The organism is [Bacteroides] pectinophilus (genome assembly GCA_025146925.1).
GTDB lineage: Bacteria > Bacillota > Clostridia > Lachnospirales > Lachnospiraceae > Bacteroides_F > Bacteroides_F pectinophilus.
This window is the reverse complement of sequence record CP102260.1, coordinates 2024950-2039802: the sequence shown is the minus strand read 5'-3', so window position 1 is coordinate 2039802 and position 14853 is coordinate 2024950. Positions and strand designations below refer to the sequence as shown.

Annotated in this window: 18 protein-coding genes; all 18 read left to right on the top strand. The window is 45.1% G+C overall.

Going from position 1 to position 14853, the window contains the following annotated elements:
* Position 1: 1 nt before the first annotated feature.
* Complete coding sequence (locus NQ488_09600) at positions 2-808, top strand: ImmA/IrrE family metallo-endopeptidase (protein UWN94832.1); 807 nt, start codon at positions 2-4, stop codon at positions 806-808.
* Between the two features lie 208 nt (positions 809-1016).
* Complete coding sequence (locus NQ488_09595) at positions 1017-1781, top strand: helix-turn-helix domain-containing protein (GenBank protein UWN94831.1); 765 nt, start codon at positions 1017-1019, stop codon at positions 1779-1781.
* 16 nt (positions 1782-1797) lie between these two features.
* Positions 1798-1998, top strand: coding sequence for a hypothetical protein (locus NQ488_09590; GenBank protein ID UWN94830.1), 201 nt, complete (start codon positions 1798-1800; stop codon positions 1996-1998).
* Positions 1999-2542: 544 nt separating this feature from the next.
* Entirely contained in the window at positions 2543-2860 is a 318-nt protein-coding gene (locus NQ488_09585; GenBank protein ID UWN97140.1) for an HTH domain-containing protein, read from the top strand.
* A gap of 59 nt (positions 2861-2919) precedes the next feature.
* Complete coding sequence (locus tag NQ488_09580; GenBank protein ID UWN94829.1) at positions 2920-3318, top strand: DUF4406 domain-containing protein; 399 nt, start codon at positions 2920-2922, stop codon at positions 3316-3318.
* Positions 3319-3328: 10 nt separating this feature from the next.
* Positions 3329-3520 (top strand): hypothetical protein, encoded by a 192-nt coding sequence (locus NQ488_09575; GenBank protein UWN94828.1) that lies wholly within the window; start codon positions 3329-3331, stop codon positions 3518-3520.
* Positions 3521-3534: 14 nt separating this feature from the next.
* Positions 3535-3876, top strand: a complete 342-nt coding sequence (locus NQ488_09570; GenBank protein UWN94827.1) for a hypothetical protein — start codon at positions 3535-3537, stop codon at positions 3874-3876.
* Positions 3876-5003, top strand: coding sequence for a DUF2800 domain-containing protein (locus NQ488_09565; GenBank protein ID UWN94826.1), 1128 nt, complete (start codon positions 3876-3878; stop codon positions 5001-5003). Before NQ488_09570 ends, NQ488_09565 begins: the two co-directional genes overlap by 1 nt.
* A gap of 3 nt (positions 5004-5006) precedes the next feature.
* Positions 5007-5549, top strand: coding sequence for a DUF2815 family protein (locus NQ488_09560; protein UWN94825.1), 543 nt, complete (start codon positions 5007-5009; stop codon positions 5547-5549).
* 69 nt (positions 5550-5618) lie between these two features.
* Positions 5619-5789, top strand: a complete 171-nt coding sequence (locus NQ488_09555; protein ID UWN94824.1) for a hypothetical protein — start codon at positions 5619-5621, stop codon at positions 5787-5789.
* A complete protein-coding gene (locus tag NQ488_09550; GenBank protein UWN94823.1) occupies positions 5770-7704 on the top strand; it encodes a DNA polymerase in 1935 nt (644 codons plus the stop codon). Before NQ488_09555 ends, NQ488_09550 begins: the two co-directional genes overlap by 20 nt.
* A gap of 11 nt (positions 7705-7715) precedes the next feature.
* The gene (locus NQ488_09545; GenBank protein ID UWN94822.1) at positions 7716-10100 is read left to right on the top strand and encodes a virulence-associated E family protein; all 2385 of its coding nucleotides are present in this window, start codon (positions 7716-7718) and stop codon (positions 10098-10100) included.
* A gap of 217 nt (positions 10101-10317) precedes the next feature.
* A complete protein-coding gene (locus tag NQ488_09540) occupies positions 10318-10599 on the top strand; it encodes a VRR-NUC domain-containing protein (protein ID UWN94821.1) in 282 nt (93 codons plus the stop codon).
* Complete coding sequence (locus NQ488_09535) at positions 10580-11953, top strand: DEAD/DEAH box helicase (protein UWN94820.1); 1374 nt, start codon at positions 10580-10582, stop codon at positions 11951-11953. Before NQ488_09540 ends, NQ488_09535 begins: the two co-directional genes overlap by 20 nt.
* Positions 11922-12407 carry a hypothetical protein gene (locus NQ488_09530; GenBank protein UWN94819.1) on the top strand — a complete coding sequence of 162 codons (486 nt, stop codon included), beginning with the start codon at positions 11922-11924 and terminating at the stop codon, positions 12405-12407. Before NQ488_09535 ends, NQ488_09530 begins: the two co-directional genes overlap by 32 nt.
* Before the next feature lie 9 nt (positions 12408-12416).
* Positions 12417-12779, top strand: a complete 363-nt coding sequence (locus NQ488_09525; protein ID UWN94818.1) for a type II toxin-antitoxin system PemK/MazF family toxin — start codon at positions 12417-12419, stop codon at positions 12777-12779.
* A 92-nt stretch (positions 12780-12871) separates the two neighbouring features.
* Entirely contained in the window at positions 12872-14266 is a 1395-nt protein-coding gene (locus tag NQ488_09520; protein ID UWN94817.1) for a hypothetical protein, read from the top strand.
* Between the two features lie 169 nt (positions 14267-14435).
* Positions 14436-14789, top strand: a complete 354-nt coding sequence (locus NQ488_09515; protein ID UWN94816.1) for an HNH endonuclease — start codon at positions 14436-14438, stop codon at positions 14787-14789.
* Positions 14790-14853 lie beyond the last annotated feature (64 nt).

The following is a 14853-nucleotide window of genomic DNA, read 5'->3' as shown; positions in this document are numbered from 1 at the left end:
TATGTATGAACCACAGTTTAGATGCAGAAGTAATGGTGTTCCCATTTTATCCCATGAGGATATTGAATCAGATGCAGAAATGTTCATCCGAGATTTTGATCCGGATGTACTGAACAATCCTAAAGAAGTTAATATTGAGGAATTCGCAGAGTTCTATCTGGGATTGACACCAGAGTATAATAATCTGACTCATTGCGGACTCATTCTTGGAAGAATGGTCTTCAATGACAGCAACAAGGTTCCGGTATATGATGCAGATGCAAAACGTGCAGAATATATATTTGCCGGAAGGGGAACGGTCATGATCGATAACACATTGCTGACGGACGAGCACCGCTTCCGTTCAACGATGGGGCACGAATCAGGACACTGGATTTATCAGCAGTCGTATTTTTACAGAGACCCGAATCAGCTGGTTCTGTTCGATAATTTGGAACAAACATCAACTGCTTGTAGAAAAACAGACATAGAAGGTGGGGAAGCAGCGCAGAGCAATGGGCGCAAGCAGTTATGTTCAGATCATGACTGGCTTGAACATCAGGCTAAATATTTCAGTGCAGCGATCCTTATGCCGAGAACTGCAATGAGACAGGTCTGTGGTGATAAAGAATTAAGAAAAAGACTCAGAGAAGAGTTTCCGGGATTTGAGTTGGAAATGCTGGCAACAGAAGTGGCAGAAATCTTTAATGTATCATCAGAGTCGGCAAAGATTAGAATTAAACAGCTGGGATTTGATTTTGCAAAGTCACCAGTTAAACAGAAAACGCTTTTTACAATTGGTTATCCGAGTAGTGTTATCTCACTGTAAGCATAAGCACCTCGAAAAGGGGTGCTTCTATTATAAATAATGTGTCAACCAAGGGGTTGACGAATATAATTCTACAAACCATGAAAAATAGGAAAATAAATAAAATATATGAATTATATTTCGATACAAGAAATATAGTCCTAAAATAAATAAATATTGACATATAATTCAAATAACGTATAATAGTATGTAACAGGAGGTAGATAAAATGGAGTTTGACAGAAGCAGATTAATGAACAATATAACGACTTTGATAAAAGAAAAAAATATAAAAATAGGTGAGCTTGAAAATTCAGTAGGTATCAGTACTGGATATTTATCCAAAATGGCAAAGCCTGAAAATGAATCAATGCCGGGAATTGATTTAATATGGAAACTTGCAGAAAAACTTGGTGTAAGTGTAGATATGCTTGTTGGCGGTGATTTCAGCAAATCAAATGATAATTTGTTTTATCTTGTGAAATTCCTGCATGAATTGAAACTGGAAACAGATGTTCATGAAATAACATGGAGTAAATTTTCCAGCTACGATGCGGTTAAGGATCCATTAGATTTACCTGAATGGGATGATCTGGAATGCAATGTTGAAGAAAAAATAGTTACATCAAATATTACAGATAGATATGTATCCTTATTTGATTCCCAAAGAAATCTTAAAGCAACAAAAGAAAATTTTTATGCGTTTGTAGATACACTTCATATTGTTCTTCTGTTCAAGTGCATAGAGACAGTTGAAAATGAAGAAAAAGTGGTTTATGAATTATACTCTGCAACGGACAATGGACCAAGTAATAACTATATTATTCCGTTGTGTTCCACATTGGAAAAAGACGGTGCGATATTTTTTGCTCTGAGTGATTTTTATGAATGCGTACAAAGGCACGATAAAGATATTCAGTTAAGAGAATCAGCACGAAAAGCAATTGGAGACTTTTTAAATCGTAATAATACGGAAGAATTGCCATTTAACTAGGAGGTGCAGCCTGAACATGGTAACAGAAAAAGTAAAAGGGGTAATTTCCTGCCCCATATGTAAAAAAGGAAAAGTAATAGCGTACGAAAGCGCATCAGGGAAATCATCAGTAGGATGTCACAATTGTGGAAGATACCTGTTGGTTGACTGGGATAAGATGACAGCCGTTGAAAATAAGGCCTGTAAAAATGCCTATAAGATGGTTGTAAATAATTGAATAACAATTTGCTGACTGAGCAATAGGGGCGTTTGAATAAAAACAGCTACCACATAGCCAGAGCAGATTACCAGAGGAAATAAGAACGATCTTGTTTCCCTTGGTAATGTGCCCTGGCTATTTTTTTGTCCTTTTTTGAGATCGTTTTTGAAACCGTGAGTTGTTTCTACATTACACAGAAGGATGAAAATGCACGTCAGATTATGAAACACGAATGGCTATTTTAAATTTTGTATCAAGATAAATCGGTCAGAAATTATTAGGTTGGTTAAGCAGATCATTTTTTATGCTGCTAATAACAAATCGTTAATGATGAAAAAGTCCCCCTTATATATTCTCCATTCGCCTGATTATATTTTGCGAAATAAATGAAACGGCAAGGAGAATAAGTCATTAGGCATAAAAAGATGAAGTTTTGATGTATCTGAAAAAATTTTTGAAATTTATTTTTAATCGTGCAAAAAGTCTGCACCTTTAAAAATTATTCTTTAGTCACAAAGCAAGGGAACAGAAAGGAGGTGAGCGAGAGATGGCAAAGAAAAGCATGACACCAAGTGAGCGCAGGGAAGCAATCTTAAAGGTTCTGTGTCAGAGAAGACAGGACAAGATTGATAATCTGGCATTTGAGTTTGACGTTTCAGTCCGGACTATAAAAAACGATATCGAAGAGCTGTCTCTCGCTTACCCAATCGAAACAGTCCGAGGCAGATATGGTGGAGGTGTAAAAGTGGCAGACGGATATTATGTCGGTCGCAATTACCTGAAACCGAAACAGCAAGAACTGCTCAAAAAGCTGCAAAGCACCCTTCAGGGTGACGATCTTGAGGTGATGAACAGTATCCTTCGTGATTTTGCTTTGTAAGAACTATATTTACGAGAACCCCACGGCCATGAGAGCCGAATGAGAAAGGATGAATTATTATGATGAAAATTTTTATCTGTAGCCCGTATCAGGGCAACATCGAGGAGAACAAAAAGAAGGCAGCATATTACGCAAAGATCGTTGCCAAAGCTGGGAATGTCCCAGTTGCACCACATATCTATTTTCCAACCTTCCTTGATGAGAAGAATCCCAACGAGAGAATGACAGGAATTGAAATGGGACTGGAACTCATGGATACATGCGATATGGTCTATGTTTTCGGTTTTGAGATTACGGAAGGCATGAGATTCGAACTGGAACATGCCAAGGAAATGAAGAAGCCTGTAAGACTTTATGACAGAAATTTTGAACAGATCTGTGTCAAAACGCTTCCGATTGATGACCGTGCCAGTGATGAGTACCGTTCCCTGATCAAGGGGCAGAAGCTCATGAGATAGGAGGTCCGCCATGTCAGTAGTTAATGTCCGTTACGGACTGTATCCGGGTGAACGTCTTATGGTCACTGCAGGAAAGAAAACGAAAAAAGCAACCGTAGTAAAGGAGTACCCGTTCCATATTCTGATGGACTGGGGAAAGTACAAGTCCAGCGTAAACAAGATCGATGTGTATACAGGTGATGTGAAGCTGGCACGCATTTGAAAGGAGAGAACGCCATGAGTGAGGCATTGTTATTAGTGGCCGAGGGCTACGAGCAGATTGCTGCCGGAATCAGAAAGATGGTTGCAGCACAGAAAGATACACCAAAGAAAGAGGAGAAGCCTGTGAAGAAGGCTGAAAAGAAGGAAACTCCTGTGGCAGATACACCGAAGGAAGAAGCTGCACCGAAGGAGACAGCCGTTGACAGAAAGACAGTCCGTGCCTTCCTTGCGGACAAGTCCAGATCAGGAAAGACCTCGGAGGTAAAGAACCTGATCGAGCAGTTCGGATTCCAGAAGCTGTCAGATGTTCCTGATGAGAAACTGCCGGAACTGTATGAGAAAGCGCAGGTGCTCTAATGGGCGGACATGCAAGGTTCTCCCCATCGTCCGGTAAAAGACGTCTGGAATGCCCTCCATCGTTACTGTTGGAGGAGCAGTTCCCGGACGAAGAATCTCCCTTCGCAGCAGAAGGGAGTGCCGGGCATGCGATGGCGGAGTACCTCATCAATAAGTATCTGAAGAAAAGGACTAAAAGACCTGTATCTGATTATTATTCGGATGAACTGCTCGAAGCCGTGGATGATTACGTGGAATATAACATCGGCCAGATCGAACAGGCAAGAAAGGACTGTGATGACCCGTTCATCGGAGTGGAGCTGAAGGTCAGTCTTGCACACAGAATCAGGGACTGCTTCGGTACTGCAGATATGGTGGTGGTCGATTCCCATAAGATACACATTATCGATCTGAAGCTCGGCAAGGGCGTGGTGGTCGATGCAGAACAGAATGTCCAGCTTATGATCTATGGACTGGGAGTTCTGGACATGCTCGGTTTCTTATATGAGATCGACACGGTTGAGCTTACCATCGTCCAGCCGAGGATCGAACATTTTTCCACTTGGGAGATATCGGCAGAAGAGCTGCTTGTATGGGGAAAAGACGTTCTTGAACCGGGAGCAGCAAAGGCTCTTGCCGGAGAGGGAGAGTTTAAAGCCGGAGACCACTGCCGATTCTGCAAGGCAAGATTTACATGCCGTGCAAGGGCAGAGGAATATCTGAAACTTGCCCAGATGGAATTTGCCGAGCCGGCCCTTATGTCAGATGAGGAAATTGCAGAGGTTCTTTCCAAGGCAGATGCCCTGAAGAAATGGGCAGAAGAAGTTTACACCTACGCACAGAATGAAGCGGTGGTCAACCATAAGGAATGGCCCGGATACAAACTCGTTCTGGGAAGAAGCAACCGTAAATATACGGATGAAGATGAAGTGGCCGAGGCAGCACAGAAAGCCGGATACACGGACATCTATAAAAAGAGCCTGATCGGCATTACCGAGATGGAAAGGCTGATGGGCAAAAAGAAATTTAATGAGATCCTTGGTTCACTGGTGTACAAGCCTGACGGCAAGGTCACACTGGTGCCGGATTCAGATAAAAGAGAAGCAGTTAAAACAGCAACCGCAGAAGCGGATTTTAAGGAGGACTAAATTATGACAACAGCAAATTTAACAAAAGTAATCGTACCTTGCAGACTTAGCTATGCGCACCTGTGGGAGCCGGATTCCATCAACGGAAGCGAACCGAAGTATTCCGTATCCTGTATCATCGACAAAGAGGATAAGGAAACCATCGCCAAGATCAAGAAGGCAATTGAGATCGCCAAGGATGAGGGAAAAGGCAAGTGGGGCGGTAAGATCCCGGCGAACCTGAAGACTCCGCTCAGAGACGGTGACATCGACAGACCTGAAGACGAGGCGTATGCGGATAGCATGTTCCTGAATGCCAACAGCAAACAGGCCCCTCAGATCGTGGACAGACAGGTGCAGCCGATCCTTGACCAGAGCGAGGTATATTCCGGCTGCTACGGAAGGGTATCCATTACTTTCTATGCTTACAACAGCAACGGAAATAAGGGTATCGCGGCAGGACTTGGAAATGTACAGAAGTTAAGGGATGGAGAGCCTCTCGGTTCCAGAGCTAATGCCAAGGATGAGTTCGAGGCAGTAGATGCAGAGGATGATTTCCTCTCATAGGAGCACAACGGCAGTTTTAAACCGGGCGGTGGTTTCCACCGTCCGTGTACATAAAGGAGATGTTATTTTATGGAAGAACTGATGAAGGAGCTTAACAGCATAAAAAAGTATATCCCGTATAACACATACCGCACCATCAAGGGACAGATGAAGTCCGGCAATATGGCAGCAGCAAGAACGGGGATCAACAGAATAAAGAAAAGAGTGGAGGGACAGGCTTATGGACACACTTGCAATTGATATTGAAACTTACTCAGATGTATCGCTCCCGGACTGCGGGGTACATAGATATGCAGCATCGGAGCAGTTCGAGATCCTTTTATTTGCTTACAGTCTGAATGACGAACCGACAAGGATCATTGACCTTGCATCCGGGCAGACGATGCCGGATGAGATCATGGAATGCCTTATGGATGATTCCGTGGTAAAAACAGCTTTCAATGCTGCCTTTGAGCGTAACTGTATCAACCGCTTCTTCGGGCTTTCCTTAAAGCCGGAAGGATGGAGATGCACGGCAGTTCAGGCATCCATGCTGTCGCTTCCGCTGTCACTGGAAGGCGTGGGCGAAGCACTGAATCTTGATAAGAAGAAAATGTCAGAAGGCAAAGACCTCATCCGATATTTCTGTATGCCGTGCAAGCCTACCAAGGCAAACGGGGGAAGGACAAGAAACCTTCCGTCCGATGCTCCTGAGAAGTGGGAGCTGTTCAAGACATACTGCATCCGTGACGTGGATGTAGAAAAACAGATCAGAAACAAGCTGGCGAAATTCCCGATACCAGACAGGGAACAGGAGCTTTACTGCATGGACCAGAGAATCAATGACCGTGGAATCATGGTTGACCGTGAACTAATCAGCCATGCAGTGACGTGTGACCTTTTATATAAGGAAGCAGCATCCAAGAGGGCATATGAGATATCAGGACTGGAAAACCCGAACAGTGTATCACAGCTTAAGGAATGGCTGAATGAAAAAGGCATCGAGGTGGATTCCCTTGCCAAGGCTGCAGTAGAAGAACTGGTGGAGAAAACGGAAGGGGAAATATCCGAGATGATGAAGCTCAGGCTTTCCATGTCAAAAACCTCGGTAAAGAAATATGAGGCAATGGAACGCTCTGTCTGCCCGGATGGAAGGGTGCATGGATTATTACAGTTTTACGGGGCCAACCGTACAGGACGATGGGCCGGCAGACTCGTACAGATCCACAACCTTCCGCAGAACCATATGGAAGATCTGGAACTGGCACGTTCCATCGTAAAAGAAGGCAGATATGACCTGGTGGAGCTTTTGTATGATTCCACACCGGATGTGCTGTCGGAACTGATCCGTACCGCATTTGTTGCAAAGCCAGGATGCAGATTCATCGTCAGCGATTTTTCGGCAATCGAGGCGAGGGTCATGGGATACCTTGCCGGAGAAGGATGGGTCATGGAGGAGTTCCGTGGTGCAGGAAAGATCTATGAGCAGACGGCATCCAAGATGTTCCATATCCCGATCGAAGAGATCACAAAAGGAAGCCCGTACCGTGCAAGGGGAAAGGTGGCATCGCTTGCCTGTCAGTATGGCGGTGCGGAAGGTGCGCTCGTCAGCATGGGAGCATTAAATTTTGTGGAAGAAGAGGAACTGAAGGGGCTGGTACAGTCGTGGCGGACAGCAAATCCGCACATCGTGAATTACTGGTATGAAATTGATGGTGCGGTAAAGGCAGCCGTGAAGGAGCGGAAGATGACCACGGTCGGAAGGGTGACGGTATATTACCAGTCTGGGATGTTAAAGATCGCACTGCCGTCAGGAAGGGTGCTGTCCTATGTAAGACCGAGGATGACCGTGAACCGATTCGGTTCGGAGAGCGTCAGCTATGAAGGAATCGGCACGAACCGCAAGTGGACGAGAATCGAATCTTACGGTGCGAAATTCTGTGAGAATATCGTTCAGGCAACCGCAAGGGATGTACTGGCAGAGGCGATGCTCTGTCTGGAAAAGAAGGGATTTGATATTGTGTGCCACATTCATGATGAAGTGGTGCTTGAAGTGCCGGAGGGGACATCCTCGGTGGAAGAAGTAAATGGAATCATGGCGGTATGCCCTGACTGGTGTGAGGGGCTTCCGCTTAAGGCTGCCGGATTTGAAAGTCCGTTTTACAAGAAAGATTAGGAGGCAGAAACATGTTTGTATCAATTGGAAACTCAAGAATGGACAAAAAGTTTAACTGTACGGATATGACATATGAAGATTTTGTCAGCCGTCTGTCCAAGACAAAATATACTGCGGAAACAATGGAGCAGTACAGGAAGATGCCGAAAGGGCAGCAGGACAATATCAAGGATGTCGGAGGATTCGTCCTTGGAAAGCTGAAGGGCGGACGAAGGAAGAAGGACTGTGTAATCTCCAGATCCGCCATCACGCTTGATATGGATTACGGAACACAGGGCATCATTGATGAACTGGAAATGTTCTTTGACATGAAGATGGTGGTGTATTCCACACATAAGCATACGCCGGAGAAGCCGAGACTGCGTATCATCATATTCCTGACAAGGGATGTGACACCTGATGAGTACGGGGCGGTCAGCCGTATGCTTGCATCGGATATCGGAATCGAACTGTTTGATGATTCCACCTATGAACCATCAAGACTCATGTACTGGCCTAGCACTTCTAGTGACGGAGAGTATATGTTTCAGGAGATCGAAGGGAACGAAGTCGATCCCGATGAAGTGCTGTCCCGTTATAAGGACTGGCATGATGTATCAGCATGGCCGGTGAGCAACCGTCAGTCATCTATTGTGCAGAGGGATATCAAAAAACAGGCTGACCCGCTTTCCAAGGACGGGCTGATCGGGGCCTTCAACCGCACATACACGGTGACACAGGCAATCGACAAATTCATCCCGGATGTGTACAGGCATTCAAGGGCGATCCCCGGAAGATATGACTATATCCCGGCGGACTCTGCTGCCGGAGTCGTGGTCTATGATGACCTGTTCGTATACAGCCACCATGCAACGGACCCATGCTGCGGAAAGCTGATGAATGCGTTTGATGTGGTAAGGCTTCATAAATTCGGAGACAAGGATGCAAGGGCAGCCGAAGGGACAGAGCCTGGAAAACTCCCGTCTTTCAAAGCCATGCAGGATTTTGCTTCTGCAGATGAAGAAGTGAAGAACACGCTTGCCAGGGAAAGACAGGAGCTGGCGGTACAGGAATTTTCCGCAGAGACGGATGAGGACTGGCAGAACAAGCTGGCACTTGACCGCAGGGGAAATATCAAGGATACACTGCAGAACATTGCACTGATCATCCGCAATGATGAGAATTTCAAGAACATCGTATACAACGAGTTCAAGGATACCATTGATGTCATCGGTCCGCTTCCGTGGAAACAGGTAAAGCCCGGATGGAATGACTCTGACCTTGCAAATGCAAAAGTGTATTTCGAGAGGGTGTACGGGATCTGGTCACCGACCAAGTTTAAGGATGCACTGCTTGCCGTAGTGTCATCCGACAGGCTCTACCATCCGATCAAGGATTATTTCGCAACGCTTCACTGGGACGGACAGGAGCGTATCAATACACTGCTCATCGACTATTTCGGTGCGAAAGATTCACCGTACACAAGGGCGGTCATCCGCAAGACACTGGTGGCTGCGGTAGCACGTATCTATAAGCCGGGAGTAAAGTTCGACTCCATCCTCGTGCTGAACGGTCCGCAGGGAATGGGAAAATCCACCTTCTTTGCCATCCTTGGAAAGCAGTGGTTCTCGGACTCCTTATCCATTTCGGATATGAGGGATAAGACTGCTGCCGAGAAGCTGCTCGGAAACTGGATACTTGAGATCAGTGAGATGAACGGCATCCGCAAGACGGAAGTCGAGGTAGTAAAGTCCTTTGTCACCCGTCAGGATGATAAGTTCCGTCAGGCATACGGAGTCAATGTAGAGTCCCATCCGAGAAAGTGCATCATCGTGGGAAGCACCAACTCCGAGGGCGGATTCCTGCGTGACGTGACAGGAAACAGAAGATTCTGGCCCGTGCATGTGCCGGGGACAGGAAAACACCACCCGTGGGAGCTTGACTGTGTCGACCAGATCTGGGCAGAAGCAATCCATCTGTATAACGAAGGCGAGGAGCTGTTCTTAAAAGGTGCGGAGGCAGAGGAAGCGTACAAGATGCAGCAGGAGGCAATGGAGTCGGATGACCGTGAGGGCATCGTGCAGGACTACCTTGACAGACTGCTGCCGGATAACTGGGCATCAATGGATATTTACCAGAGAAGGGCATTCCTTGGCGGAGGAGAGTTCGAGACGGTCGGTGTAAAAGGAACGGTCATGCGTGAGCGTGTGTGCATCATGGAGATCTGGGTGGAGTGCTTCGGCAAAGAGCGCCAGAACTTAAAGAAGGCGGATTCCTATGAGATTGAAGGCATCTTAAACAAGATCGGGGGATGGAAGAAGTATGATTCCAATACCACGGGCAAGACCAAAGTCCCCCTTTACGGAGTGCAGAAGACTTTTGTGCGGATGGATGAGAAACCAGAGGAAACCCGTTAGGCGGTTTCCGGGGTTTCCCAGATGCAGATGGGCAACGGTAGTCGGAAACCGTGCTGACACCTTGGAAAATAAGGGGTTGCGGTTCTTAGTTTCCCAGTTTCCCATTAAATCCAGTTGAGAATTAAAAATAAAGATAAAAAGAGCAATTCATGTATATATGCGCGTATAGGAGTTAAAGGCATATGGCAACCGCAATCGGCAAAGGAGGTATCTGGTTTTGCTAGAAAGTACAGTAGAGAGACATTTGAGAGAAGAAGCAAAAAAGCGGAAAGGCATGGCACTGAAGTTCGTATCACCCGGTATGAATGGAGTGCCTGACCGCATCGTCCTGATGCCGGACGGGAAAATGGCATTCGTGGAACTGAAAGCACCGGGGAAGAAGCCGAGGCCGCTTCAGCTAAAGAGAAAGAGGATGCTTGAGAGGTTAGGCTTTCCCGTTTATGTAGTTGATAATATCGAACAGATCGGAGGTATCCTTGATGAAATACAAAGCACATGATTATCAGCAGTATGCAACAGATTTTATAATCGAACATCCCGTGAGCTGCCTTATCCTTGATATGGGACTTGGCAAAACGGTCATCACGCTTACGGCACTGTGGCTTCTGCTGTTTGACTATTTTGAAGTAAGACGGATCTTGGTGATAGCACCGAAGCGTGTGGCAGAGACCACATGGCCGGCAGAGATAAAAAAGTGGGAGCATCTTTACGGCATGACATTTGCCGTGGCAATGGGAACTGCAGAGCAGAGAAAGGAAGCACTTCTGTCAGGAGCCGATGTGACGATCATCGGAAGGGACAATGTTTCTTGGATGACAAAAAACATATTTTTTGATTTTGACATGGTCATCATTGATGAACTGTCGAGCTTCAAGTCCCCGAAGGCACAGAGGTTCAAAGACCTGAAAAAAGTAAGGCCGATGGCAAAACGTGTGGTCGGGCTTACGGGAACACCGGGAAACCTCATGGACTTATGGGCAGAGATCGGAATCCTTGATATGGGGCAGAGGCTTGGAAGATATATCGGCGGCTACCGTGACAGGTTCTTTCTGCCGGATAAGCGGAATCGTGAGATCATTTTTTCCTATAAACCGAGGGAAGGGGCAGAAGAAAAAATATATGAACTGATTTCCGATATCAGCATTTCCATGAAAGCCGTGGATTATCTTGATATGCCGGAATGCGTGAGCAACCGGGTGTCCGTTTCCATGTCGGAATCCGAACAGGGGCTTTATGACAGGATGGCAGATGAAATGATCCTCGAATACGGGGAAGGACAGGACATCGATGCGGTAAATGCAGCAGCCTTAAGCAACAAGCTCCAGCAGATGGCAAACGGTGCGGTCTATGATGAATCCGGCAATGTCCGTAATATCCATGACAGAAAACTGGATGCACTGGAAGACCTGATTGAATCGGCAAACGGGAAACCGCTTCTGGTTGCATACTGGTTCAAGCATGACAGGGAGAGGATATTAAAACGGTTTCCGGCAAGGGATATCAATACCAAGAAGGACATCGAGGACTGGAATGAAGGGAAAATCCCGGTGGCACTGATCCATCCGGCATCGGCAGGACACGGACTGAATCTTCAGGAAGGCGGTTCGACCATCGTGTGGTTCTCGCTTACATGGTCCCTTGAACTGTATCAGCAGTTAAATGCCAGACTTTACAGACAGGGACAGAAACACACGGTCATCATAGAGCATCTGGTGACAGAAGGAACGGTCGATGAAGATATCCTCCGGGCAATTGAAAAAAAGGATACTACACAGAATGCAATGATAGAAGCAGTAAAGGCAAGGATTGGAGGTATGACGGATGACGGCAGAAGTAATGATGAAGGAATATAAGAACATGAAAAAGGAACTGACCGTGACTGAGTTCCAGCTCCGTCAGTTTCAGGGAGTGAGCGAACAGGACATGATCGATTCCATGCTTTATTCCCATCAGGACGGGGAAAGGGTGCAGACGAGCACTCTTTCCGATAAAACGGCAAACATAGCAATCAAGTATAAGGCGGCAATGGAACGGGAAAATGACGAGTGGTACGATTTCCTTTTCCACAGATATATGTTCCTGAAAGAAGAACTGGATTTTTTCGAGCATGCAGTGAACGGACTGGATGAAAGACATAGAAGCATTATCACGGATCTTCTGGATGAGGACATGACATGGGACATCATGATGGAAAGATACCATGTGAGCCATACGATGATCGGGAAATACAGGAAAGCAGCATTGAAGGAACTGGATAAACAGTATGAACTGAGGGACAGACAGGTGGAAGCCTTTGTCCTCGGATAGGAGGTTTTTATGTGTAAGCGTGGAGATATTTATTATGTGGATTTCGGAGAGAAGGCCGGAAGCGAACAGGGCGGTGTGCGTCCGGCATTGGTAGTAAGCAATAATAAGGCAAATAAGCATTCACCTGTGGTTACGGTCATTCCGCTTTCGGCAAGGGTGTGGAAAAAGAAGTATCTTCCGACCCATGTGCAGATCCCGCTGAAGAAAAGCAGCGGTCTGAATAAACCGAGCATGGCACTGGCGGAACAGGTGGAAACCCTTGATAAAACAAGGCTCGGAGAAAGAATCGGGGAAGTGCTGGATGACGTGGTCATGGAACAGATCACCGTGGCACTTCAGATACAGATAGGTGCATATGCAGAGTACAATTAAGGCAGTCAGACGGCTGTCTTTTTTGTTTGGGTTATGGTAAAATCTTAATATGTTTTTATATGTTTGTGGACTTGGGAAGGAAGTGATGTTCTATGTCATATGAAGAAGATTACAGAAAACCATATAGTGCAAAATGTGCTTGTGGAAAAGGCTATTTGCAATTTTACAGAATATATTTGTCAAATGACTGGGGACAGGAAAAAGAGAATGATACGGCAGTTGAGATTTTCTGTGACAGTTGTAAGGAGAAGTATCATTACGAAAGAAATTACGGCAATGATTATTTAGTTCCGAATGGGTTAGCGTTTCCAAAACAAAGACCCGAATTGGACAGAAAATATTCGTATGATGATAAAGAAAAACTTGTAAAAAAATATGGCAGAGAAAAAATAGCTGCTATGGTGGCGGATATGACTGCACCAAAACATAGATTTATAAAGAATCTGGAAAACGAAGATGCCATTAGTTTTGCAAATTCGTGGGCACAGTGGTACAGAAAGAAGTCACTGACACCGATGGTGTCATATCTACAAAAAATACTGGATGAATATGATGACATAGAAAAGAGTATTGCAGCTAAACAACCATATAATAAAAAATATGAACAGGAATGCAGTATCTTTTCAAGGCAGATAATGGAAACAGAAAAAAAGAGCTGTCGGTTATCATTCCGATATGATAAGGAACGAGATGAAGCTGAACAAGAGCGAAGGAGAAAAGAGCAGGAACAATATGAAGAAAAGCACAGATATGATGATTTTGAGGCAGTAGTTCACTATGATTCTTCGTATAAAAGAGATTTTTCGAATCAGTATTGGGACAGCTATTTTATAAAAGAGTGTATAGATCCACAGCATTTATCGTTGGATAAATCGGGGTATGGAAAACCTATAATAACAATTGCAAAGAAATATGCATGTGTTTGTCAAATCTGTGGAAAAGAAGAGGATATACTTTCATCTAACATAAAAATCCTTTATGATGAGGACAGAGGTTATTATTTGGGTAAATGCTGCAGTTGTCACGAGGTATCATCTTTTGAAGCAAAAACAATGGATATATTGGATCAGTTAGGAATTACTTATATCAGGGAAAAATCTTTTGATGGCTTAGTAGGTGATTCGGGCAGAGGGCTTCGGTTTGATTTTGTATTATCTAAATCTGCTGATAAAGATGGAAATCCAATCATTGATTTGGCTATAGAACTACAGGGACCACATCATTATAAAAAGGGTTATTATGATGAATTTGGAACTTATGTGGCAGAGGATAACAGTATTGCATCAGATAGATTTAATCGGCAGATAAAGTATGATGAGAGAAAAAGACAATATTGCGAGCAGAATGGTATCAGTTTAGAGTGCATCAAGTATACGGCATCAAATGACCAAGAACGTTTAGAAAAAGCAATTAAAAAAATTCTTAAGGATCATGGTTATAAATACTTTGTGGAAAGCGAGAAACATGATGATTGGATGGTGTACTAGAGGTGCACTAAAGGTGTACTAAGGGTGTACTGACTTTTTAATTTACATCTGCTATGATTAAGATGGCAAAAAAGAAAGGGAGCGGAAACGCTCCTTTTTATGTTGCCATAAGGCGGTGTCTTTCCAATCCTTTCACACCGCCCGTGTACATAGAAGGGAGGAATGGCGGATGCCGATGAAACCAAAGAAGCCGTGCAGACATCCCGGATGTCCGAAGCTGACAGACGGACTGTACTGCGAGGAGCATGAAGCACTGCACCGTGGTGACAGGGCGAGCAGCAGCAAGCGTGGTTATAACAGGCAGTGGCAGAAGGCAAGGGCAAGATACCTGAAGGCACATCCTTTGTGTGTTCAGTGTTTAAAGGAAGGCCATGCAGTGACAGCAACCGTGGTCGATCATATCAGACCGCATCGTGGTGATCCCGTCCTGTTCTGGGACGAGAAGAACTGGCAGAGCCTTTGCAAGTCCTGTCATGATAAAAAGACATGGAACGAAGATAACAATCCAGAGTATCGGTTCTGACGGAAGACCGTGGGGGTATCTGAATCTCTACAGGCTGAGCCGCTGAAGACCGATGGCCCCCTTT

Bases quoted from the DNA above. Each gene is read 5' to 3' on its own strand.
- NQ488_09575 (UWN94828.1), top strand. From the start codon at position 3,329: ATGTCAGTAGTTAATGTCCGTTACGGACTGTATCCGGGTGAACGTCTT.
- NQ488_09515 (UWN94816.1), top strand. From the start codon at position 14,436: ATGCCGATGAAACCAAAGAAGCCGTGCAGACATCCCGGATGTCCGAAG.
- NQ488_09530 (UWN94819.1), top strand. From the start codon at position 11,922: ATGACGGCAGAAGTAATGATGAAGGAATATAAGAACATGAAAAAGGAA.
- NQ488_09545 (UWN94822.1), top strand. From the start codon at position 7,716: ATGTTTGTATCAATTGGAAACTCAAGAATGGACAAAAAGTTTAACTGT.
- NQ488_09570 (UWN94827.1), top strand. From the start codon at position 3,535: ATGAGTGAGGCATTGTTATTAGTGGCCGAGGGCTACGAGCAGATTGCT.
- NQ488_09585 (UWN97140.1), top strand. From the start codon at position 2,543: ATGACACCAAGTGAGCGCAGGGAAGCAATCTTAAAGGTTCTGTGTCAG.
- NQ488_09520 (UWN94817.1), top strand. From the start codon at position 12,872: ATGTCATATGAAGAAGATTACAGAAAACCATATAGTGCAAAATGTGCT.
- NQ488_09580 (UWN94829.1), top strand. From the start codon at position 2,920: ATGATGAAAATTTTTATCTGTAGCCCGTATCAGGGCAACATCGAGGAG.
- NQ488_09560 (UWN94825.1), top strand. From the start codon at position 5,007: ATGACAACAGCAAATTTAACAAAAGTAATCGTACCTTGCAGACTTAGC.
- NQ488_09590 (UWN94830.1), top strand. From the start codon at position 1,798: ATGGTAACAGAAAAAGTAAAAGGGGTAATTTCCTGCCCCATATGTAAA.
- NQ488_09600 (UWN94832.1), top strand. From the start codon at position 2: ATGTATGAACCACAGTTTAGATGCAGAAGTAATGGTGTTCCCATTTTA.
- NQ488_09550 (UWN94823.1), top strand. From the start codon at position 5,770: ATGGACACACTTGCAATTGATATTGAAACTTACTCAGATGTATCGCTC.
- NQ488_09595 (UWN94831.1), top strand. From the start codon at position 1,017: ATGGAGTTTGACAGAAGCAGATTAATGAACAATATAACGACTTTGATA.
- NQ488_09525 (UWN94818.1), top strand. From the start codon at position 12,417: ATGTGTAAGCGTGGAGATATTTATTATGTGGATTTCGGAGAGAAGGCC.
- NQ488_09535 (UWN94820.1), top strand. From the start codon at position 10,580: ATGAAATACAAAGCACATGATTATCAGCAGTATGCAACAGATTTTATA.
- NQ488_09555 (UWN94824.1), top strand. From the start codon at position 5,619: ATGGAAGAACTGATGAAGGAGCTTAACAGCATAAAAAAGTATATCCCG.
- NQ488_09565 (UWN94826.1), top strand. From the start codon at position 3,876: ATGGGCGGACATGCAAGGTTCTCCCCATCGTCCGGTAAAAGACGTCTG.